The organism is Candidatus Sodalis endolongispinus (assembly GCF_018777395.1).
Lineage (GTDB): Bacteria > Pseudomonadota > Gammaproteobacteria > Enterobacterales > Enterobacteriaceae > Sodalis_B > Sodalis_B endolongispinus.
The window spans coordinates 553,556-573,327 of record NZ_JAFJYC010000001.1 but is presented as its reverse complement, the minus strand read 5'-3'; the positions used below and the strand labels follow the sequence as shown (position 1 = coordinate 573,327).

At 60.5% G+C, this 19,772-nt stretch carries 24 protein-coding genes and 3 pseudogenes; 25 read left to right on the top strand and 2 right to left on the bottom strand.

Going from position 1 to position 19,772, the window contains the following annotated elements; all coding sequences use genetic code 11:
• Position 1: 1 nt before the first annotated feature.
• Positions 2 to 916: a glycine--tRNA ligase subunit alpha gene (gene glyQ, locus JZM24_RS02880; protein ID WP_215668500.1), complete on the bottom strand. Its 915-nt coding sequence runs from the start codon at positions 914 to 916 to the stop codon at positions 2 to 4.
• A gap of 237 nt (positions 917 to 1,153) precedes the next feature.
• On the opposite strand from glyQ, the gene JZM24_RS02875 reads away from it, so the two are divergent.
• The 25 genes and pseudogenes from JZM24_RS02875 (at position 1,154) to JZM24_RS02770 (ending at position 18,073) form a co-directional block, all read left to right on the top strand.
• A complete protein-coding gene (locus JZM24_RS02875; RefSeq protein ID WP_215669979.1) occupies positions 1,154 to 1,606 on the top strand; it encodes an N-acetyltransferase in 453 nt (150 codons plus the stop codon).
• A gap of 149 nt (positions 1,607 to 1,755) precedes the next feature.
• Positions 1,756 to 2,085, top strand: a pseudogene (locus JZM24_RS02870) (bifunctional glyoxylate/hydroxypyruvate reductase B); the annotation flags it as partial.
• A 140-nt stretch (positions 2,086 to 2,225) separates the two neighbouring features.
• Positions 2,226 to 2,708 carry a phage virion morphogenesis protein gene (locus tag JZM24_RS02865; protein WP_215668499.1) on the top strand — a complete coding sequence of 161 codons (483 nt, stop codon included), beginning with the start codon at positions 2,226 to 2,228 and terminating at the stop codon, positions 2,706 to 2,708.
• Positions 2,709 to 2,956: 248 nt separating this feature from the next.
• Positions 2,957 to 3,685: a phage protease gene (locus tag JZM24_RS19085; RefSeq protein ID WP_215668498.1), complete on the top strand. Its 729-nt coding sequence runs from the start codon at positions 2,957 to 2,959 to the stop codon at positions 3,683 to 3,685.
• Positions 3,682 to 4,047: a phage protease gene (locus JZM24_RS19080; RefSeq protein ID WP_215668497.1), complete on the top strand. Its 366-nt coding sequence runs from the start codon at positions 3,682 to 3,684 to the stop codon at positions 4,045 to 4,047. Before JZM24_RS19085 ends, JZM24_RS19080 begins: the two co-directional genes overlap by 4 nt.
• Positions 4,044 to 4,472 carry a hypothetical protein gene (locus tag JZM24_RS02850; protein ID WP_215668496.1) on the top strand — a complete coding sequence of 143 codons (429 nt, stop codon included), beginning with the start codon at positions 4,044 to 4,046 and terminating at the stop codon, positions 4,470 to 4,472. The genes JZM24_RS19080 and JZM24_RS02850 overlap by 4 nt, the downstream gene beginning before the upstream one ends.
• 13 nt (positions 4,473 to 4,485) lie before the next feature.
• Positions 4,486 to 5,382, top strand: a complete 897-nt coding sequence (locus JZM24_RS02845) for a Mu-like prophage major head subunit gpT family protein (protein WP_215668495.1) — start codon at positions 4,486 to 4,488, stop codon at positions 5,380 to 5,382.
• A gap of 2 nt (positions 5,383 to 5,384) precedes the next feature.
• Positions 5,385 to 5,813: a gp436 family protein gene (locus JZM24_RS02840; protein WP_215668494.1), complete on the top strand. Its 429-nt coding sequence runs from the start codon at positions 5,385 to 5,387 to the stop codon at positions 5,811 to 5,813.
• Positions 5,813 to 6,289: a phage protein Gp37 gene (locus JZM24_RS02835; protein ID WP_215668493.1), complete on the top strand. Its 477-nt coding sequence runs from the start codon at positions 5,813 to 5,815 to the stop codon at positions 6,287 to 6,289. The genes JZM24_RS02840 and JZM24_RS02835 overlap by 1 nt, the downstream gene beginning before the upstream one ends.
• Before the next feature lie 191 nt (positions 6,290 to 6,480).
• A complete protein-coding gene (locus JZM24_RS18300; RefSeq protein WP_246579859.1) occupies positions 6,481 to 6,663 on the top strand; it encodes a hypothetical protein in 183 nt (60 codons plus the stop codon).
• Positions 6,650 to 7,924 (top strand): phage tail sheath subtilisin-like domain-containing protein, encoded by a 1,275-nt coding sequence (locus tag JZM24_RS02830; protein ID WP_312884890.1) that lies wholly within the window; start codon positions 6,650 to 6,652, stop codon positions 7,922 to 7,924. The genes JZM24_RS18300 and JZM24_RS02830 overlap by 14 nt, the downstream gene beginning before the upstream one ends.
• An 11-nt stretch (positions 7,925 to 7,935) precedes the next feature.
• Entirely contained in the window at positions 7,936 to 8,166 is a 231-nt protein-coding gene (locus tag JZM24_RS18295; RefSeq protein WP_246579858.1) for a hypothetical protein, read from the top strand.
• A 140-nt stretch (positions 8,167 to 8,306) separates the two neighbouring features.
• Positions 8,307 to 8,687, top strand: a complete 381-nt coding sequence (locus JZM24_RS02820) for a hypothetical protein (protein ID WP_215668492.1) — start codon at positions 8,307 to 8,309, stop codon at positions 8,685 to 8,687.
• Between the two features lie 633 nt (positions 8,688 to 9,320).
• Complete coding sequence (locus JZM24_RS02815) at positions 9,321 to 10,664, top strand: phage tail tape measure protein (RefSeq protein WP_215668491.1); 1,344 nt, start codon at positions 9,321 to 9,323, stop codon at positions 10,662 to 10,664.
• A gap of 148 nt (positions 10,665 to 10,812) precedes the next feature.
• The gene (locus JZM24_RS18290; protein ID WP_246579857.1) at positions 10,813 to 11,157 is read left to right on the top strand and encodes a DNA circularization N-terminal domain-containing protein; all 345 of its coding nucleotides are present in this window, start codon (positions 10,813 to 10,815) and stop codon (positions 11,155 to 11,157) included.
• Positions 11,100 to 12,131 carry a DNA circulation protein gene (locus tag JZM24_RS02810; protein ID WP_246579856.1) on the top strand — a complete coding sequence of 344 codons (1,032 nt, stop codon included), beginning with the start codon at positions 11,100 to 11,102 and terminating at the stop codon, positions 12,129 to 12,131. Before JZM24_RS18290 ends, JZM24_RS02810 begins: the two co-directional genes overlap by 58 nt.
• 64 nt (positions 12,132 to 12,195) lie before the next feature.
• On the top strand, positions 12,196 to 12,570 hold the full coding sequence (locus tag JZM24_RS18285; protein ID WP_246579855.1) for a phage baseplate assembly protein: 375 nt from the start codon (positions 12,196 to 12,198) through the stop codon (positions 12,568 to 12,570).
• Positions 12,571 to 12,636: 66 nt separating this feature from the next.
• Positions 12,637 to 13,226, top strand: a pseudogene (locus JZM24_RS18280) (hypothetical protein).
• Entirely contained in the window at positions 13,219 to 13,881 is a 663-nt protein-coding gene (locus JZM24_RS02800) for a phage baseplate assembly protein V (protein ID WP_215668490.1), read from the top strand. Before JZM24_RS18280 ends, JZM24_RS02800 begins: the two are co-directional and overlap by 8 nt.
• A gap of 141 nt (positions 13,882 to 14,022) precedes the next feature.
• Positions 14,023 to 14,373 (top strand): phage GP46 family protein, encoded by a 351-nt coding sequence (locus JZM24_RS02795; protein ID WP_215668489.1) that lies wholly within the window; start codon positions 14,023 to 14,025, stop codon positions 14,371 to 14,373.
• A gap of 13 nt (positions 14,374 to 14,386) precedes the next feature.
• Positions 14,387 to 15,457: a baseplate J/gp47 family protein gene (locus JZM24_RS02790; protein ID WP_215668488.1), complete on the top strand. Its 1,071-nt coding sequence runs from the start codon at positions 14,387 to 14,389 to the stop codon at positions 15,455 to 15,457.
• Positions 15,454 to 16,041, top strand: a complete 588-nt coding sequence (locus tag JZM24_RS02785; RefSeq protein ID WP_215668487.1) for a YmfQ family protein — start codon at positions 15,454 to 15,456, stop codon at positions 16,039 to 16,041. The genes JZM24_RS02790 and JZM24_RS02785 overlap by 4 nt, the downstream gene beginning before the upstream one ends.
• A complete protein-coding gene (locus tag JZM24_RS02780) occupies positions 16,038 to 16,472 on the top strand; it encodes a hypothetical protein (RefSeq protein ID WP_215668486.1) in 435 nt (144 codons plus the stop codon). The genes JZM24_RS02785 and JZM24_RS02780 overlap by 4 nt, the downstream gene beginning before the upstream one ends.
• Positions 16,473 to 16,498: 26 nt before the next feature.
• Complete coding sequence (locus tag JZM24_RS02775; RefSeq protein ID WP_215668485.1) at positions 16,499 to 17,260, top strand: tail fiber domain-containing protein; 762 nt, start codon at positions 16,499 to 16,501, stop codon at positions 17,258 to 17,260.
• The gene (locus JZM24_RS02770) at positions 17,261 to 18,073 is read left to right on the top strand and encodes a phage baseplate protein (RefSeq protein ID WP_215668484.1); all 813 of its coding nucleotides are present in this window, start codon (positions 17,261 to 17,263) and stop codon (positions 18,071 to 18,073) included. It abuts the gene before it with no gap.
• A 179-nt stretch (positions 18,074 to 18,252) separates the two neighbouring features.
• Here the strand turns inward: JZM24_RS02770 and JZM24_RS02765 are convergent.
• Positions 18,253 to 19,459: pseudogene (locus tag JZM24_RS02765) on the bottom strand (IS3 family transposase).
• Positions 19,460 to 19,772 lie beyond the last annotated feature (313 nt).

Below are 19,772 nucleotides of genomic sequence, written 5' to 3'. Positions count from 1 at the left end.
CTTAGTTCTCATTCTTCTTGCACATCGGGAAACCCAGCGCTTCGCGTGAAGCGTAGTAGGCTTCCGCCACGGCCTTAGTCAACGTGCGGATCCGCAGGATATAGCGCTGGCGCTCCGTCACCGAAATGGCTTTGCGGGCATCGAGCAAATTGAAGCTGTGCGCCGCCTTCAGAATGCGCTCATAGGCCGGAAGCGGCAGCGGTTTTTCCAGGGCCAGCAGGCTTTGTGCCTCTTTTTCATACTGTTCAAAGCAGGTGAACAGAAAATCCACATCGGCATACTCGAAATTGTAGGTGGATTGCTCAACTTCGTTTTGGTGGAACACGTCGCCATAGGTGGTACGGCCCAGCGGCCCATCGCTCCATACCAAATCATAAACGCTGTCGACGCCCTGCAAATACATTGCCAAACGCTCAAGCCCGTAGGTGATTTCCCCCGTGACCGGCCGGCATTCCATCCCACCCACCTGCTGAAAATAGGTGAATTGCGTCACTTCCATACCGTTCAGCCAGACTTCCCAGCCCAACCCCCAGGCACCCAGTGTCTGGTTTTCCCAGTTGTCCTCCACGAAACGAATATCGTGAATAGTGGGATCCAGGCCAACTTCCCTCAGCGAACCGAGATATAATTCCTGGATATTCTCCGGCGAAGGTTTGATGATGACCTGGAACTGGTAGTAATGCTGCAGCCGGTTGGGGTTTTCACCGTAGCGGCCATCCGTCGGACGGCGTGAAGGCTGCACGTAAGCGGCGGCGATGGGCTCCGGGCCAAGCGCCCGCAGACAGGTCATGGGATGGGAGGTCCCCGCGCCGACTTCCATATCCAGCGGCTGGATGATAGTACAGCCCTGACGCGCCCAGTAATCCTGGAGCGTCAGGATCAGGCCCTGAAAGGTCTTGGGATCAAACTTTTGCATGTTGAATTCGCACGCGTTGCAAGTGGATGTAATGAGAAGGCGCCAGTATACCCTCTGGCGTTAAGATATACAGCCCGGATCCGGTAACAACTGCGAATGCGCGCCGCAGATTTAACCAGAACAGTCAGCGTCGCGCTTAATCGCCGAACGGCAGGAAGGCCTATGCAACCTCACTGGCACCGTGACATCGCCCACCGGCGACAGGTCACGCAAGCGGAGGTCCCATGGTGATCCCCGCTGCGCCATGAGGATTCGCCGACGGTGCTCGCGCTGCGGCTTGAGAGCACCACCCGCGCGCATCCTTTCATTTCGCCTGCCTATTGGCTGGAGAGCTTGCCGTCGGTACGCGACGAGTATCTGCCCGCCGCCCGGACCTGGGTGGCGGAACAGGACGCCTCACTCGCCGGCTTTATCAGCGTGTTACGCGGTAAGGTGGTGGGGGCGCTGTTCGTGGCGCCGGCCTATCAGCACCGCGGCGTAGGGTTGGCGCTGATGACCGTGGCGCAGCAGGCTTATCCCGCGCTGACGATGGAAGTCTACCGGCTGAACCGCAACGCCTGCCGGTTTTATCATCATCGCGGCTTCTTCCCTATCGCACAGCGGTTCAACGACGAAACCGGCCATCTCATCCTTCAACTGCACTGGTATGCCGATGGTATAATGCACGCCGCCCCCGCGCCCTCATCATAACCGCCAGACCGGAACCGCTATCCCTTTAACGCCGACGCCCGCGCTGGCCCCACCGGCCCGACAACCCGCCCGCACGCCTGTTACCCGCGGTAAAAAGTGGTATGCTCATTAATAATGAACCTAGTAATCAATGATTAATGGAGATTTCGATGAAGCCTGCTGTGATTTTGTATAAAGCCATCCCGGAAGATTTACGCCGACGTTTGGACGACCATTTCAGCGTAACGGCGTTTGACGGGCTTACCGACGACAATCTGCAGCAACATGCGCAGGCCCTGACGAAAGCGGTGGGTCTTATCGGCGCCGGTGGGAAGGTCGATGAGGCTCTGCTTGAGCGTATGCCGGCGCTAAAAGTCGCCTCGACAATCTCCGTGGGTTACGACAATTTCGCTGTGCAGGCGTTGAGTGCGCGCGGCGTGCTTCTGATGCATACCCCAACCGTATTAACCGATACCGTGACGGATACAACGATTCCGATTTCATCCGATCACTGATTCCGGTCGCCCGACCAGCGATTCTGGTTTCCCCCGATCACTGATTCGCATGTGTCACTACCAATTGAAATCTGGCCCACCCTGCCAAAGTAACACTGACCCAGGCCGTCAGAAGAGGTATCACCATGATAGATGTGACGATCACCGTGCCCGATACGCTGCGTCAGGCCCTTGAGCGCTTGGCGCAGTCCTTGAGCCATCGCCAGCCGTTAATGCGCGCCCTCAGTGAAGATCTGTATGACGCGGTAATGGAGAATTTCGAGCAGGAAGGCCGCAAGCGCTGGATGCCCATTGACCGCGTCGGCAAAATCCTGCAGCAGTCGGGGCGGTTGGCCGCCTCCATTGACAGCGACGCCGATAACGACCAGGCCGTGGTCGGAACCAATGTGGTGTACGCGCGTATTCACCAGCAGGGCGGCACTACCCGGCCCCATGTCATTCGCCCACGCTATAAGAAAGCGCTGGCTTTTAACGGTCGGGTAGTAAAAAACGTCAATCACCCCGGCTCGACGATACCGGCGCGGCCTTTTCTCAGTTTGACCGACCAGGATTATCAGGCCCTGGCGCACACCGTCAATGATTACCTTCAGCGTGCGCTGGACGAGTGACGCCCTGTAAAGGCCGTGGCGCGTTTTTTGATAGTCAGGCAGGCGATGATGCGGGTGAAACCGCGTTAAGCGATTCTGGCGCGATTTAAACGGGATATCGCCACACGCGTCAGCGGTGTAGTCTGACGGCAGCCCGTTATTACGATGTTCTCCTCTCACCATTACCCTCTACACCCCCGTCACGACGAGATACCCGACGCGCCGGTTAGGCTGTTTTCCATGAAGACACTTTCTGGGACCGCCACCGCGTGAACAACACCGTCCGCCTTGCCGCACTGACCGTGGCGCTGGAGAGCGCCGGCACCCGTGTCCAGCTGTTTCCGGCCGGCACCTTTCGCTCGCAGGATACGCGCCCCACCGACGTGGCGCACTGGCGGCTGGAGGCCCCCCAGGCCCAGCGTTTAATTGACGCCGCCCAGGCGCGCCAGACCCCGTACTGCTTTGACTATGAGCACCAGGCTATCCATGCCCGGGAGAACGGCCAGCCGGCCCCGGCTGCCGGCTGGTATTCGCAGCTGGAATGGGTCGAGGGCCAGGGGCTGTTTGCAGTCGATGTCGAATGGACCGAGCGCGCCCGCGCCCTGATTGCCGCCGGGGAGTACCGTTTTGTCTCCCCACTGTTTCAGTACGACAGGCAGGGCAATGTGACCTGCCTGGTGAATGCCGCGCTGACCAACGTGCCGGCGCTTGACGGTATGGCGGCGCTGCTGGCGGCGGCGTCACAACAACTCACGGGAGAAAATAACGTGGATGAACTGTTAGAACAACTGCGCTGGATGCTGAATCTGCCGCTGTCGGCCACGGCTGACGAGGTGACGGTTGAGCTAAAAAACTCACTGATCGCCTGTCGGGCGGACAAGGGACGGCGGCCGCCCGCATCAATCTGCTGTCGCTGCTTGGCGAGAAGGATAACCAGATTGCCGCGCTGTCACAGCAGACCAGCACACCACCCGATCCGGCGGCCTATGCCCCGGTGAGCGTGGTCAATGAGCTGCGCGAGCAGGTGGCGGCACTCGGTCGTCAGCTGAGCGGCAACGAAGTCACTACCCTGCTGACCGCGGCCCTCAATGATGGCCGCGTGCTCAAGGGGGCGGATGAGGACTGGGCGCGGCGGCTGGGTGAAAAAGACGTGGCACTGCTGCGTGAGCACCTGGCCACCCGTCAGCCGATTGCCGCGCTGTCCGGGCTGCAGACCGGCGGCAACGCGCCGCAGGGTATCGAGGCGCGGCCATCGCCCCTGGGCGCACTGGATGCACCGGCGCTGGCTGCCTGTCACGCCTTTGGCCACAGCGCCGAGACCATTGCCACCATGATGAAAGAGGAGGGGCAGCCATCATGACCGCCACCACGCAAGACCGCAATACCCCGTACCGGGACGGCGAGCTGACGCCCTATCCGGTGGCGGCGAAAGAAAATATCCCGGCCGGCGTTATCGTCTGCCTTAAGGACGGCTATGCCGTCAACGGACAGGGCGGTGAAACCCTGGTGTATGCCGGGCGGGCTGATGAGGCTATCGATAACCGCCAGGGCGGCAACGGCGACCAGCACATTCTGGTGCGCCGCCACAAGGCGTTTTTGTGGGAGAACGACGGCTCGGTGAAGCAGGCGCATGTCGGCAAGCCGGCCTATGTGGTGGATAACCAGACGGTCTCTGCCAGCGACTGCGGTACGCCCGCGCAGGAAGGCAAGCCCGGGAAACCCGCCAGCCGGTCAGCCGCAGGCACCATCATTATGCTTGACGCGGCGGGCGTCTGGGTCGAATAAGGAGACACTGCACATGTTAGTGAATGCTGCAAATTTAAGGGTGATTTTCTGCAACATTAAACTCACCTTTAACCAGGCGTTTGACGCCGCACCCACCCAGTGGGACAAGGTGGCCACCCTGGTGCCGTCCACCGGCAAGGAGAACACTTACGCCTGGTTAAGCCGCTTCCCACGGATGCGCAAATGGATAGGCGACAAGCAGGTCAAGGCACTAGCAGCGTCAACCTATACCCTGGTCAATTATGAGGCCACGGTGGAAGTCGATCGCAACGATATCCAGGATGACCAGCTGGGTGTTTACCAGCCCCAAGCGCAGGATGCGGGCTTTGCCGCCAAACAGTGGCCGGACGAGATGGTGTTTGAGCTGCTCAATAAAGGCTTTAGCGAAAAAGGCTATGACGGCCAGCCGTTTTTCAGCGACACGCACAGTATGGGCAAAACCAGCTACTCCAATCTCGGCAAAAAGCCGTTATCGGCGGCGTCACTGGCCGAGGCGCAGGCCTCCTACGGTGAAGCGCGCAAGCAGCTGCGCCAGATGAAGGACGAAGAGGGACGGCCGCTGAATATCATGCCCAACCTGCTGGTCGTGCCGCCGGCGCTGGACGATGTGGCGCGTACCCTTATCACCGCCGAGCGTCTCGATGATGGCAAGGCCAATATCTACAAAGGCACCGCCGAGGTGCTGGTCGTGCCCTGGCTGACCTCAGACAGCGCCTGGTTCCTGATGGATACCAGCCGCCCGCTCAAGCCGCTGATTTTCCAGCAGCGCCAGGCCCCGCTGTTTGTCGCCATGACCGATATCAACAGCCCGGACGTGTTTATGCGCAAGCAGTTCAAGTTTGGCGCAGAGGCGCGCGGCCAGGCCGGGTTTGGCTTCTGGCAGATGGCCTACGGCTCAACGGGTAAATAAGCGTGTACGCCAGCCTTGAGGACATGGTGTTGCGCTTCGGCGAGCGGGAGGTGCGCACCCTGACCGACCGCGACAACACCGGCGAGATTGACGCTGCCGTGCTGGCCGGCGGGTTGCAGGCGGCAGTCGATGAGATTAACGGCTATATCGGCGGGCGCTATACCCTGCCGCTGCCGGTGGTGCCCTCCAACCTGCGCGGCATCGCCTGCGATATTGCCCGCTATCGCCTCACCGGCACCGAGCGGGTCTGCACCGACGAAATCCGTGACCGCTACCGCGACGCCATCCGCTATCTGGAAAACGTCGCCAATGGGCGGGTTACGCTGGCCACCACCCAGAACGGTGGCACGCTGCAGGGCAATGCCGGGGCGGCGTTCTTTTCCGGTCGCCGCATCTGGGGCCGCAACCAGACCGGCGGAGGGGGATTTTAATGATAAGCGAAATTGAAAACGCCATGATGGCGCGGCTTAAAGACGGGCTGGGTCGCATGGTGTCTAGCGTCGGCAGCTATGGTGGCGAGCTGGAGGAGGTGGTGGCTATCGCCCGCGTGCTGCCCGCCTGCTGGGAGGCCTTTGTCGGCGTGCAGCAGACCCACCCGGTCAGTACCCATAAACAGCGGTTTTACACCACCGGGCGTTTCTCGGTGCTGCTGGCGGCCTATTCGGTGCGTGAGGAAGCCGCCCAGCGCAAGGGCGGCCCGGCCCGCGATGAAGTGGGCTGTAACCGGCTGATTCGCGCCGTGCGACGTTTAATGAGCCGGCAGGATATGGGGCTGCCTGTCGAGCCCCTGCTGCCGGGCCGGGTGCGTTCGCTGTTCAGCACCCGCCTGAACAGTGATGCCCTGGCGGCCTATTCTTGCGAGTTCGACACGGTCTGGGTTGAAGAGGCGCTGGATAACGGCCGCTGACCCGCGCCGGAAGGCGACAATGATCCTGACCGGCTGTTTGCTGACTATCAGGGGCGACTCGATACGCCGTGGCCGATGCATGAGCGCACCGGGCTGGCGTATCACCTGGATGGCCAGCCAGCGGTTGTTGCGCAGGATCTGGTGACCATGAGGACAAAAGACCATAATTGACGTGATAGCAAGGGGGACACATGAGCATTGATGCCGTGATACCGACGCCAACCTATAAACCCGGCTATTACTTCGGGTTTAACACCACGCTGGCGTCACGGGCGCTGGCCACCAACGACCAGAAGCTGGTCATTCTAGCCCAGCGCACCACCCACCACGCCGGACACCGATACGCTGACGCCGGTCAATGTGTTCAGCGATGAGGCCGCCGCCAGCCTGTTTGGCCGCGGCTCCCAGGCGCACCGCATGGAGCGGGCCGCCATCCGCGTCAATGACACCCTGCAGCTGGCGGTGGTGGGGATACCGGACAGCGAGGCCGGCGTGGCGGCCACCGGCACGCTGGTACTCAAGGGAAGCGCCAGCGGCACCGGGCAGGTGCGCCTTGGCGTCTGCGGCGAAACCGTCGCCATTGCTGTCGCCAGTGGCGATAGCACCGGGGCGCTGATGGTGAGCCTGGTCGAGGCCATCAACACCCTGGACGCGCTACCGGTGACGGCGGCGATGGCGGATATCCCGCCGCCGTCATCCGGCGGTAAAAGCCCCGGCAAGCAGCTGGTGCTGACGGCACGCAACAAAGGCGCTTGCGGTAACCAGATTGGCGTGGCCGTCACACTCAGCGCGCCGGGTATCACCGCTACACTGACGCCGATGCGCGGCGGTGAGGGTGACCACGCACTGGATGCGGCGCTGGCGGCGATATTCAGCGCCGGGCATACCCTGGTGATGTCGCCGTACGCCAGCAAAACCGCGCTTACCACCCTTGCCACCTGGCTGGACAAGGTGTCCTGGCCGCTGGAGCAGCGTGGCGCACTGGGGGTGGTCGGCTGGAACGGTACGCTGGCAGGGGGCACCACGCTCACGACAGACGTCAACGCGGCGCGCATCACGATAGGCTGGTACCCCGGCTCAATGCTGCCGGGCGGCGAGCTGGCAGCGATATATGCCGCCATTATCGCCAGCGAGTCCGACCCGGCGCGCCCGCTCAATACCCTGGCGTTACCCGGCGCGGATATCACGCCGCAGGACCAATGGCCCGGGCGCAGCGAGCAGGAAAACGCGCTGGCCAACGGCCTGACGCCGTTTGAAGTGAACGGCAGTCAGGTGCAGATTGTGCGGGCAGTGAGTACATCTGTGAAAAACAGCATGGGCGTGACCGACCGTTCGTTAATGGATATCACGATATTGCGCTCGCTGGACTATGTGCGCCTGGCCTGCCGTGCCCGTATCACCCAGCGCTTCCCGCGCGAAAAGCTCAACGCTATCCGCCTGCAGCGCATCCGCTCCGAGCTGCTCGATGTGCTCTATGCCCTGGAGCAGCTGGAAATCGTTGAAAATGTGGACGCGCACAAGGACCAGCTGAAGGTCACACGCAGTCAGCAGGACGACAGCCGCGCCGATGCCATTATCCCGGCGGCGGTGGTGCGCGGGCTGCATGTGTTTGCCGCCACCATTTATCTTTTGTAAAGGGGGCCTGTATGGCACTGGAATACACCGGCGCGGTGGTGCTGGAGGTCAACAGCACCGATGTTGAGGTGACGGAGTTTAGTCCGCGCGAGAACACCGGCAAGCAGCTGGTCAAGACCATGAACTCCACCTGGCGCGCCAAAGGCTACACCCAGGGGATTGCTACCTGGGAGCTGTCCATCACCGCCGTGGTGCCGGTCGACAAGACCCTGCACTGGGAAAAATTTCGGGCGCAAAACTGACGCAATACCCGCTGACCGGCGGCAAGCGCATCACCTATCAGGATGTGTTTGTTACCGAGGTGGGCGAACAGTATACCGTTGACAATGAGGCCCGTATCACCATTAGCGCCTTTGCACTGAACAAGGTTGAGGAGTAACCCATGGCATTTACCCATAGCACCACCCTGCCGGTGGGCATTTACCACGACGGCGTACTGCACCGTGAGGTGACGGTCCGCCTGGCCACCGTGGGCGATGAAATCGCCGTTATCGAGGCCGGTATTCCCGAATCCGGCACCGCGGTGGGTATTCTGGCCCGCTACCTGACCCGGCTGGGCACCCTGGCACCGGAAGACATGACCTATTCGCTTTTGTGCGACACACTGGTGCCGGAATATTATGCCGTGCTGCATGCCGCCCAGCTTGAGGCGAAAAAAAAGCTCAGCGCGCTGAAGCCCGCCTGCGCGACTACCGTTTCGCCCTTGTCCGACTCGGACAGTACGGCATCAGCGCCGCCCGCGCCGGCCGCCTTGACGCTGTAGCCCTGGGCGGGCTGCTCGACGCTATCGGGCGTCTGGAAAACCCTAAAGGCTGGCGGAAAAACAGGACCATCAAAAGCCTGCGCCGCCGCCCTCCCTCAGCCAAACGGACGTAACCCATGGCCCGTGAATTTGATACCCAGCTACGCTTTGGCGTCAAGGACAGCGCGACGCCGGGCATTCGCCGTCTGTCGGCGGAATTTCGCCGCCTGAGTCAGGCGCGGGAAACCCTGGGGCTACGCGGTGAGCGTCACCTGCAGCGGGAAATCCAGCGTACCCAGGCGGCCTATCAGCGCCTGGCGCGCAGCGGCACCCTGTCGGCCAGCGAGCAGGTGCGCGCCGATGATAAGATGCAGGCGAGTATTGCCCGGCTGTGTCAGGAGATGGCCGGGGCCGAACGCCAGCAACGTAGCTGGCTTAAGGGGACGCTGTCCATCGGCTCCGGGCTGGTTGCCGGGGCGATGACCCTGCGCCAGCCCATTACCCGCCAGATGGACTACGATGCGCACCTGCGCAAGCTGGCCAATTTTGCCTACCGCAATGATAACGCGACCGTGCGCGAGACGGTCCTTAAGGTCATTGACCAGCACATTCGCGCCGCCACGCGCGCCGGCGGCGTCACCCCCGGCCCCGGCCATGGAAGCGCTGGAAATCATGCTGCGCTCCCTGCCGAAGGAAAAAGCCTTTTCCTATTTGCCGGAGGTGATGAAAAACGCCACGGCCACCGGGGCGGAGCCCAAAGAGATGGCGCTGCTGCAAAATGCGGCGGTCAATTTTAATCTCAGCGAACGCGACAGCCGCATCGCCCTGAGCGGGGCCACCACGGCGGCGCAACACGGTCTGGTGGACGTGCCGCTGCTGGCCTCGGCGGTGCCGCGCGCACTCGAGGCCGCCAAGTCGGCCGGCTTCCATGGCCGGCGGGGCTATGCCCAGACCCTGGCGCTGTTTGAAGCCGCCGGCTCGGTTGCCGGTGAGCCGGGTGAGGCGGCCACCAACGCCAACGACTTACTGGCCGAGCTGTCCTCCACCAACCTGAAGAACAACGCGAAAAATCTGCTTATCCGGGGCAAGGGCGTCGATATCCAGGCGCTGATGACCCAGGATGCGAAAGCCGGCCTGACGCCACTCGATACCCTGGACCGGGTGATACAACTGGCGGACAGGCACGATGCGCAAACGAAAAAACTGCGCGCTGAGCTCGCCAACACACGTGATCCGGAGAAGCGCGCCAATCTGGAAGCGGCGATTGAAGGGCGTCACGGTGCCCATGTCTCGACCCTGCTGACCAATCAGCAATCGCGCAATGCGTTTTATGGCTATGAGCGCAGCCGGGCGATGTTCCGACAGCTGACCGATGAGGTGGTTAAACAGTTTGAGACGCCGGAAGGGGCGCGTTCGGCCGATTTGGATTTTAGCCTGGTGAGTAAAGGCAGCCAGTTTCGCGTTCAGCAGGCGGAGAATGAAAAGCTCTTTGCCACCAACGACGCCGTGGCCACTGTCTCTCACGTGCTGGGCGACATTGCCGAGAGCGGGGCCAGACTGGCCCAGGAATTCCCTGGTCTCACCACAGCAGCGACCCAGGCGTCACTGGCCATTACCGCGCTGGGGGCGGCAGCGGCCGTCAAGACCGGCGCTGATATATTGCTGGGGAAAGGGGCGGGTGCGACGGGCATCGGTACCATTTTGAAAAAATCCGGAGGCAAAGTCATCTCAGCCGGTAAAAGCCTGGTGAGCGTAGGTCTATTGTGCACACAGGTCGGCAAAAAAGTCCTTTCTGCTGGAAAAGGGGTTCTCACTGAGGGGTTACTAAGCGCACGTGGAGCGGCTTTGATAAATCCTGTGACAGCCGGAATGATAGCGATGACACCGGCAAATACCGTGGGACAGGCTGCTGAAATGGCTGAGTTGGCGCGCCTGAAGCGGGCTAACCGACAAAACAGGATGCGCTGGCCGCACAGGCTGAAATTCGCCGCTTTATGATCCCTGACGTCCAGAATGACAGGAGCAGCGCGACAGCGATTAAAGAAACGCCTTCCCTTCCAGATATCAATGTCAGCGTCACGCTGGACGGGCGCGAGATTGCCACCGCCGTGGAGACGCGGCTGGCGCGTGACGGGAGACGACACTGATGGCGGATACGCTTTATCAACTGGCCGGGCAGCTGGGTGTCGATATGCTGCTGCCGGCGTCATTTCGGGGTATTGCCTTCGATTGCCTCTACACCCGCGAGGTGCTGGCCCGCGATACAGTAGTGTATGAATACCCCTGGCGCGACGGCGCTGAGGTGGAAGACCATGGGCTGAAGGCGCTGAACCTGCGACTGTCGGCGCTGTTCTGGGGCAACGGCTACCAGACGCGCCTCAAGGCATTCCTGGCGGCGCTAAAAGCCCCGGCCCTGGTGAGCTGGTCCACCCGGTGTATGGCTCACTGCCACGCGTGCAGCTGCTGGAGGCGGGCGTCGAGCACGAGGTAAAGCCGCTTAACGCGGTGACTGTTGAACTGGTGTTTGTCGAGGCCAGCACCGAAAAGGCCCTGTTTGCGCCGGTCAGCACCACCCCACGCACCGGCGGCCTGTTGGACAGCGTGACCGCCGGGCTGTCGGACGCATTGGCAGCCATCCGTCGCGGCAATGAAGGCATCGCGCGCATCAGTAATCTGGTGGCCTCGGCGGAGTATGTGGTGCAGCGGCTTGCCGACGAAGTACAGACTACCCTGGGCGGGGTGATGAACTCCCTGGATATGCCCACGGCGTTTGTTTCTGACCTGAAAGGGCTATTATCTGCTTTCAGTGACCGGTTGAATTTTAGCGAGGTGACGCGACTGTCGGACTGGCTGGCGGTGCGCAGTCAGGGCGAGCGGCTGCCCGGGTTTGCTGACCGGCGGATGACGGCGAACGCTTCCCCTAACCCGGACGGCGTTTTTGCCTCCACCCTGAACCGGGCCAGCATTATGCCGCCGGCCGACCGTGAGCTGATTAACCAGACCGTGCGCCTGGTGACGATAGCGGAATGGGTTGACGTGGCGGCGGATATCTTTCAGGCGGAAGCGGCGACACCGACGCTTTCCGGCAGCGATATTGAACGCCTGTGTGAGGAGGTGCGTGGGTTAATCGTCACCGCCATCGTGACCCAGCGCACCGTGATGGACACCCGGCAGCGCACGGCGCACCAGGCTCGCGACGTCATACCGGACGCCCGCCACGACAGCCAGCTTATCGCTGCGTTGCAGCAGCTGGCTTACCAGCTGCAGAGCCAGGCCCGCACCCTGATAGTGCGCCGGCCGCCGCGCGCTTTGCGGCAGGTCACCCGGGCGTGCAATCTGCATCTGCTGGCCTTTGAATGGTACGGCGACGCCACGCGCGGCCGCGAACTGGCCCGATTAAATCCCACCCTGCGCAACCCTAACGCGCTGCAACCCGGAGACCGTCTGTATGCCTTAGCCCGTTAACCCTACCGAGCGCATCGCCCTGCAGATTGGCGGGGTAGCCCATGATGACTGGCTGGACATTGAAGTGTACGCTGACCTGCTGACCACGGCGGCGGGCTGGGCGATCACCGTCGGACTGAGTCAGGCCCGTCTGCCGCCGGAGGTCAGAGTGGGCGCACGGGCCGAACTGCGTGCCGGTGACGCGCTTATCATGACCGGTCAGGTGGATGAACTGCGCCACGAGGTGGCGCGCGGGCAGCATACGCTGAGCGTCTATGGCCGCGATGCGGCCGCCGTGCTGGTTGACTGCTCGTCCACGCTGTTCAGTGCTCGCGACATGAGTCTGCAGGAAGTGGTCACCCAGATAGTGCGGCCGCTGGGGGTTACCAAAATTCGCTTGCAGGCCACCTCGCCGCTGGCTGCCAAAAAAGTCAGCATTGACCCCGGTGATACCGCTTGAGAGGCGCTACGCAAGGCAGCGGAAACCAGCGGGCTGTGGCCCTGGGTGAGCGCTGACGGCACCCTGATGGTGGGCGGCCCGGACTACAGCACCCCTCCGGTCGATGCGCTGGTCATGCGGCGCGACGGTCAGGGCAATAACCTGCTGCGCCTGGCGGTGAGTGACACTATCAGCAGCCGCTACTCCGAGGTCACGGTGCTGGCCCAGGGGCACGGCAGTGCACAGGCCGACGGCCGCCATGACCGCCGCAGTCAGGTGAAAGATACGCGCGTTCGGCTCTACCGCCCCCTGGTGGTTGTGGTGGGCGATACGGATAGCGACGAGGAAGTGCATTTTCGCGCGCGCAAGCTGATGGCGGACGCCAGGCTTAACGGCCTGCTTATCACCGCCGTGGTGCGCGGACTGCATACCGCCGAGGGACTGCTGTGGGCACCGGGCCAGCGGGTACGGATAAAGAGCGAGCCACACGGCCTTGACGGCATTTTTACCTGATGCACCGACGCTTCAGTGGCGGGCGCGGCCAGCCGCTGCAGACCCTGCTGACGCTGCGCGAGGATGGCGTCTGGCTGCCGGATGCGTTGCCGAACAGCAAGCGGGTGAGCAAGGTTAATGGCGCGAAAGCCCTATGGCAAAGCTGGGAGCAGATAGATGGCTGACCTGATAGCACACATCGACCAGCGTATTCGCCGTGCCCTGAGCGGCCTGCGGCTGGCCTACCGCGCGGTATTGCGCCGCGTGACGCCCACCGGCGGTGTGCAGACCGCACAGGTATCGGGGCTGGCCGGGGAGAGCACGCCGGACGTGGAGCTGTTCCAGCACTACGGTCTGACCTCGGTGCCGCCGGCGGGCACCATGGCGGTGGTGTTACCGGTGGGTGGCTGTACCCGCCACAGTATCGTGATTGCCACCGAGCACAGCACCTACCGGATGCAGGGGCTGGCAAACGGCGAGGTGGCGCTCTACAGTGACGAAGGCGCGAAAATCGTCATCCGGCGCGAGAAAATTATCGAGGTGGAGTGCGACGAGTACCGGGTTAAATGCAAACGCTATCAGGTTGAGGCCGAAGAGCGCGCCGGCTTTGAGAAGCCAATGCTGTCAACGTCACAGGCACTGACGGCCGAGGGGCCTATCAGCGGCCACGGCGGTATGACGATTGAGGGCGGCGACGGCGCGGTAGCGCGCTTTGCGGGGGATATCGAGCACCAGGGCGGCACCCTGCGCAGTGCCGAGGTGGAAATCAACGGCATCCGGCAAAGTGGCCACAGGCACCCGACACCGTCCGGGCTGTCCGACGGCCCGGTTAACGGGTAAGATAGCGTCGCCTGTCTGACGACAATTAAACGCCTTCGCATTACGCCGCATTTTTAATTGTCGCGACGCACACCACTCCTCCAGTTACTCTCTACGCCCGCGTCACTCCTCTCCTACAGCATCCTGCCTTACCCTGACGCCATGGACGCACTGATTGACAGCCTGACCGGCGATTACACCGGCACCCGCCCCACTGACCTGCATAACGCGGTCTACCTGCGCTTAATGACGCCGCTCGGGCAGTATTGGGCTGACCCGCAGCTGGGGTCGCGCCTGCATGAGCTGGCGCGGGCCAAGTACTCGGCCACCAACCGCCGACTGGCGCAGCAATATGCCGAGCAGGCACTGCAACCGCTGCTGGCCGATAACCGCGCCCGTCGTATTGACGTCAGCGTCAGCCGTCCGGCACAAGGCGACCTGCGGCTGCATATCGACGTCGCGGCCGCCAACGGCAATTTGCAGACCTTTAGCCACCCGGTAAAGGTCATTTAAACGGAATATCACCATGGCGCACAGCACCCCCACCCATACCGAGATTGCCGACACGCTCTTGCGCGATATCTGCAACCAGTTGCCGGACGCCGATACCGGCCCCGACAGTGACTATGCGGTGCGTGCAAACGCCATTGCCAGCGCGCTGCAGGGGTTGTACCAGCACCAGCTGTGGATAGTGCGGCAGATGTTCCCCGACACCGCAGACCATGACTATCTGGTGATGCACGCCCGCACGCGCAACCTGACGCCGAAAGCGGCGACGCCGGCCGGCGGCGAAGTGCGCCTGACCGGCAACCCTGGGGCAAAGATCACCGGCCTGCTGCAATTGCGTCCTACCGGCCAGCGTCAGCGCTACCAGACCACCGCGCCGGGCACAATAGACGCCACCGGCAGTCTGACCTTGCCCGCCCGTGCACTCGAAAACGGTACCCAGGGCAATCTGGCGGACAACACGCCGGGGACGCTGCTGATGGCCCCAGCCGGTGTTGACAGCGACGTCACTATTACCCGCATGGTCGGCGGCAGCGAGGCCGAATCCGACGCCGCCCTGCTGGCACGTCTGCTGGAGGTGATACGCCGTCCGCCGGCGGGCGGCAACCAATATGATTACCACCGCTGGGCGGTGTCCCTGCCCGGCGTCACCGAAGCCTATGTCTACCCGCTGCGCCGGGGCTACGGCACGGTGGATGTGGTGATAGTCACCCATAACGACTTACCGTCGCCGGAGACGATTAAATCAGTTCAGAGCTACATTGACGAGATGCGCCCGGTCACCGCGAAAGACTGCCTGGTGCTGGCCCCCGTGGTGGTGAAAGCCGATATCACGGTCCAGGTCAGCCTGAACAACCTGACGCTGGACGCGGCCCGTAAACAGATTACGAGCGCGCTTAGCGACTACTTTAACCGCCTGGCCCCCGGCGAGGTGGCGGTCAGAACCCAGCTGGGGGCGCTGATATCGGAAGTGGTCGGCGTGGTGGACTACCAGCTGCTTGCCCCCAGCGCCAATGTGGTGCCGGTGGTGAACAAACAGACCGTGCAGTGGATACGAGCAGGCACCATCACCGTGGAGACAATGCCATGAACGGCCGCGACTACGCGCAGTTGCTCAGTGCGCTGCTGCCACCGAAAAGCTACGCGCTGACCGGTGAGCGCCTGACGGCTGAACTGCAGGCCGAAGGGCAGAGCCTGGTACAGCTGGAAATCCGCGCAGGGGAAGTGGCGGACGGTATCACGCCCTTTCTGGCGGTGGGTCTGCTGGCGGACTGGGAACGGATGTTAAGTCTTTCCCCCGACAGCGGCATGACGCTACAGCAGCGTCGTCAGCAGGTGCTGGCTAGAATCAACGCCACCGGCGGCCTGAGCCGCAAATATTTTATCACGCTCGCCAAATCGCTGGGCTACCGCGTCACCATTGACGAGCCGGAGCCGTTCCGCGCCGGCATTGGCCTGGCCGGCGAGCGTATCTGGGTACCGGAGATTATCTGGCTATGGATAGTCAATATCGATGACGCGCAGGTGCCGGTCTACCGCTTTCGCGCCGGCAGCTCGCTGGCCGGGGAAAAGCTGCTGACCTTCGGGCAGAACCTGATTGAAGGCCTGTTTAAGGACCTGAAACCCGCGCACACCCAGGTGGTGTTTAACTACCGGGAGAAAACGCGCCCATGAAGGACATTATCGCGCCGATTGACAGCGAGGACGGGCTGTTTCATGACGGCGACCCGACCGGCGACGTCAGGGGCACCGTGCTCTATGCACAGTGGCTGAACGCCATGCAGGGTGCGGTCATCGATACCCAGACCGAGCATAAAAATATTCTGGCGGCCGCCGGGATGCAGCCTAATCCGGCACAAAATAGCCAGCTGGCCGAAGCCATCAAGGGGCTGATTCAACAATCGCAGGAAGAGAATAGCAGCCAGAGCCTGCTTAAGCGAAACAACGGTGCGGACATCCCGGATAAAGCGGCGTTCGTGGCCCATCTGGGGCTGAAAGAGACCGTTGAACAGGCAACTCGCTGGATAAACGTACCGGTGGCACGGTTAACGGCCGTCTGCAGATCACCCATTCGGTCAATGTCGGCGACAGCGATTCAGGGCTGATTGCCAATGGCAAAGGCAGCGTCGCGTTGTACGCCGACAATGTCAAAACCGGCGAGTGGAATACCCAGCACCTGCATTGGGTACAAGACCTTGAGGTCGGGGGTAATCTCACGGCAAGCGGGGCGACGTTTGGTAAAGCCGTCTCCCTATCCGGTGGTGGCCATCTTACGGATATTCTGCATTTTTATGGTCGGGGGCGAAGCGGCAACGAGACACGTTCAGGTGAATGCCGGTATTACCCTTATCCTGGGCAGCCCATGAGCACCGAATTTTACGGTGCTGATGTGGTGGGCAGTCACTATGAACATCGCCTTATTATTAATCGCGGTGGCGGTAATATGAAGTGGTTCGTTTTTAAGGACGATGGCAGTGCTTACGCCGCGCAGGGTCACTGGCAAAATAACTCTGACCGGCGGATAAAAAGCGATATTGAGAAAATAGAACATGGCCTTGAAAAGGTCGAAACGCTGACGGGCTACACGTATGTCCTTGCCGAACATCGCCAGGCGGGTGTGATGGCCGATGAGCTGGAAAAGGTCCTGCCTGAGGCTGTAGGTAGCTCGGGTGATTACCATGAGAGTGATGGCACCGTTGTCAAGAATGTGAAATCCGTTGCCTATGGCAGCATATCCGCCTTGCTGATTGAAGCAATAAAAGACCTGTCCGCGAAAGTGAAAGCGCAGCAGGCAGAGATTGACGCGCTGAAAACTTTACTGCGTTCAGCGCAGGACGTGGCGGGATCACCGGCACAGACTCAATACATGGATAATGACGGGGAGACACCATAAATGAAAGAGATTATTTCGCCGGTCGAGACCGCCGATGGCCTGTTCCACGATGGTGACCCGTCTACCGGTGCCGAAGGGACGGTGGTGCACGCCAAATGGCTGAATGCTATGCAGGGTGCGATGATTGATACCCAGACAGAGCATAAGAATATTCTGGCTGAGGTGGGCATGAAGCCCGATGGCAGCCAGTCAGCACAGCTGCTTGCGGCAATTAAGGCTATTGCCGCCGCCTCATTATCTCACGCGGTCAGCGGCGTTTATCCTGTGGGCGTGGTTATCTGGTTTGCCGAAAATAAAGATCCAAACACCTTATTTCCGGGGACGAAATGGGACTATATTGGCGAAAACAGGACTATCCGGCTGGCTAAAAAAGACGGCAGTGATGTAAAAAATACGGGCGGCTCTGATACCGTAAAATTGGCCATTGAGAACTTACCGCCACATGCTCATATCTTCTCGGCAAATACCAGCACATTTGATCATGGGAGTAAAGAAACCAGCTGGTTTGATTATGGTAACAAGGGGACAGATGTACAGGGAGAGCACACCCACACGATAGAGGGTAAAAATGCAGAAGGGAGAGATACTCAGCTTTCTTTTATGTCAGCCACTAATGCTATGACGGCATCAAAATCTACTTCAGGGGCTGGGGCGCATTCACATACGGTTTCTATTGGTGGGCATAAACATGCTGTGGGAATAGGCGCACATTCTCATTCTATCTCAGGTAAAACAGCCAATGCTGGGTCAGGTGTAGCAATGACTGTGACGAATGCTTACATTAATCTAATGGCGTGGTATCGCAGTGCATAATCTATTTAAGAACTGTTAATATACTCAACGTACTTCAAGATGCATCCACCTATCCAGCAGAAGGCACGTACGGTAAGCCTTTCGCTTAGCCTTCCTGTGCATCTTGAAGTTTATTGAGTATGGATGTTTTAGATCTTTCATTTGATCTTGCCCCACCATCTCCGTACAGCTTTTGTATCTTAAGTTAACGAAGCCCGCTGCCGCCGGTATTCTCTCGGAGAGTGATATCCCAGCGCGCTGTACGGATGGTTTTCATTGTAATACGTGAACGCTGCTGCAAGGTTTCGCAGGGCTGTTCTCGCATCCGGTTTTGGCATGAACTCGATATAGTCTTCCTTCATCGTCTTCACGAACCGTTCGGCCATGCCATTGCTCTGCGGGCTGCTCACCGCTGTTGTGCAGGGCTCCAGATCCAGTTCTCTGGCGAACCTCTGCGTTTCATGCGCGGTATACGCTGAACCGTTGTCCGTCAACCACTGCACCGCTGTATCGGGTAACCTGTCGCCGAAGCGCTTTTCTACCGACATCAGCATCACATCCTGCACGGTCGAACTGTCGTAGCCTACAGTGCTCGCAGACCAGTCTATGGCCTCTCTGTCGCAGCAGTCCAGTGCGAACGTGACCCGCAGTTTTTCACCGTTGTCGCAGCCGAACTCGAAGCCATCTGAACACCAGCGCATATCGCTTTCTGCCACCGCGATCCTGCCCTTATGCTCACGCCTCGGCCGCTCTGGTTTTCAATGTAATAACAGCAGGTTATGCTCACACATGATCCTGTAAAGTCGTTTCGCATTTACCGGCGGCAGTCCCTCTGCGCGACGTTGTTTACACAGGATGCCCCACACCCGCCGATAGCCGTAGCTGGGCATATCGCTGATGATGTCGAGGATGTCCGACAGTATTTCAGCGTCTGCTTCGTCATTACGCCGGTTACAGCGCCTGTCCTGCCAGTCGGCAGAACGCTTAATCCGCAGTGACAGCGGCGCACGCGACCCGCTCATGGCGCGGCTGACCTGTGCTATTCCCCGGCCTTTGGCAACAAGGGCGCGTGCGCTATCCATTTTCGTGACTGGCCGTACTCCACGGCTTCTTTTAGGATCTCAACCTCCATCGTCTTCTTACCCAGAAGGCGCTGGAGCTCCCGGACCTGCTTCAATGCAGCTGCAAGCTCAGAGGCAGGAACAACGTCCTCCCCGGCAGCCACGGCGGTGAGGCTGCCTTCCTGATATTGCTTTTCCACTTAAACAGCAGGCTGGGCTGGATACCGTGCAGTCGTGCGAGATGGGAGACATTCATGCCGGGCTCCATCGTCTGCTGAATAATGGCCATTTTTTCCTGAGGAGTTTTACGTTTACGGACTTCTTGACCTAACGGGATCCCGGTCATATCAAAATTGGCGTTAGTGTTAGACATATATTCAAGCCTATCTCTTATCTGGAGATACAGCTACTGTCTGGTGTTTCAGGGGGATAAATCACTCGGTGCCGAAATCGTACCAGGAGAGCACCCTCTCTTGCGGTGCCCTGGAGACGGCGGTATCCGTTGGCGCCGGATTTTGTAACGTGGCATACAGGGTTTTTTCATAGGAGGTGAATGCGCTATTCGCGGATTGAAACGTGGGCAAGCTCGCCACATCAATCTGTGCATAAACCAAAGACGCCGGGTCGCGTGTTTTTGCCGGTAAAGGCAATGGTCTGGG

Excerpts from the sequence above, each read along its gene's own strand:
- JZM24_RS02770 (WP_215668484.1), top strand. The coding sequence starts at position 17,261 with ATGAAAGAGATTATTTCGCCGGTCGAGACCGCCGATGGCCTGTTCCAC.
- JZM24_RS18300 (WP_246579859.1), top strand. The coding sequence starts at position 6,481 with ATGAGCATTGATGCCGTGATACCGACGCCAACCTATAAACCCGGCTAT.
- JZM24_RS18290 (WP_246579857.1), top strand. The coding sequence starts at position 10,813 with ATGGCGGATACGCTTTATCAACTGGCCGGGCAGCTGGGTGTCGATATG.
- JZM24_RS02865 (WP_215668499.1), top strand. The coding sequence starts at position 2,226 with ATGATAGATGTGACGATCACCGTGCCCGATACGCTGCGTCAGGCCCTT.
- JZM24_RS02845 (WP_215668495.1), top strand. The coding sequence starts at position 4,486 with ATGTTAGTGAATGCTGCAAATTTAAGGGTGATTTTCTGCAACATTAAA.
- JZM24_RS18295 (WP_246579858.1), top strand. The coding sequence starts at position 7,936 with ATGGCACTGGAATACACCGGCGCGGTGGTGCTGGAGGTCAACAGCACC.
- JZM24_RS02820 (WP_215668492.1), top strand. The coding sequence starts at position 8,307 with ATGGCATTTACCCATAGCACCACCCTGCCGGTGGGCATTTACCACGAC.
- JZM24_RS02800 (WP_215668490.1), top strand. The coding sequence starts at position 13,219 with ATGGCTGACCTGATAGCACACATCGACCAGCGTATTCGCCGTGCCCTG.
- JZM24_RS02785 (WP_215668487.1), top strand. The coding sequence starts at position 15,454 with ATGAACGGCCGCGACTACGCGCAGTTGCTCAGTGCGCTGCTGCCACCG.
- glyQ (WP_215668500.1), bottom strand. The coding sequence starts at position 916 with ATGCAAAAGTTTGATCCCAAGACCTTTCAGGGCCTGATCCTGACGCTC.
- JZM24_RS02795 (WP_215668489.1), top strand. The coding sequence starts at position 14,023 with ATGGACGCACTGATTGACAGCCTGACCGGCGATTACACCGGCACCCGC.
- JZM24_RS02815 (WP_215668491.1), top strand. The coding sequence starts at position 9,321 with ATGGAAGCGCTGGAAATCATGCTGCGCTCCCTGCCGAAGGAAAAAGCC.
- JZM24_RS02850 (WP_215668496.1), top strand. The coding sequence starts at position 4,044 with ATGACCGCCACCACGCAAGACCGCAATACCCCGTACCGGGACGGCGAG.
- JZM24_RS02780 (WP_215668486.1), top strand. The coding sequence starts at position 16,038 with ATGAAGGACATTATCGCGCCGATTGACAGCGAGGACGGGCTGTTTCAT.
- JZM24_RS02835 (WP_215668493.1), top strand. The coding sequence starts at position 5,813 with ATGATAAGCGAAATTGAAAACGCCATGATGGCGCGGCTTAAAGACGGG.
- JZM24_RS02790 (WP_215668488.1), top strand. The coding sequence starts at position 14,387 with ATGGCGCACAGCACCCCCACCCATACCGAGATTGCCGACACGCTCTTG.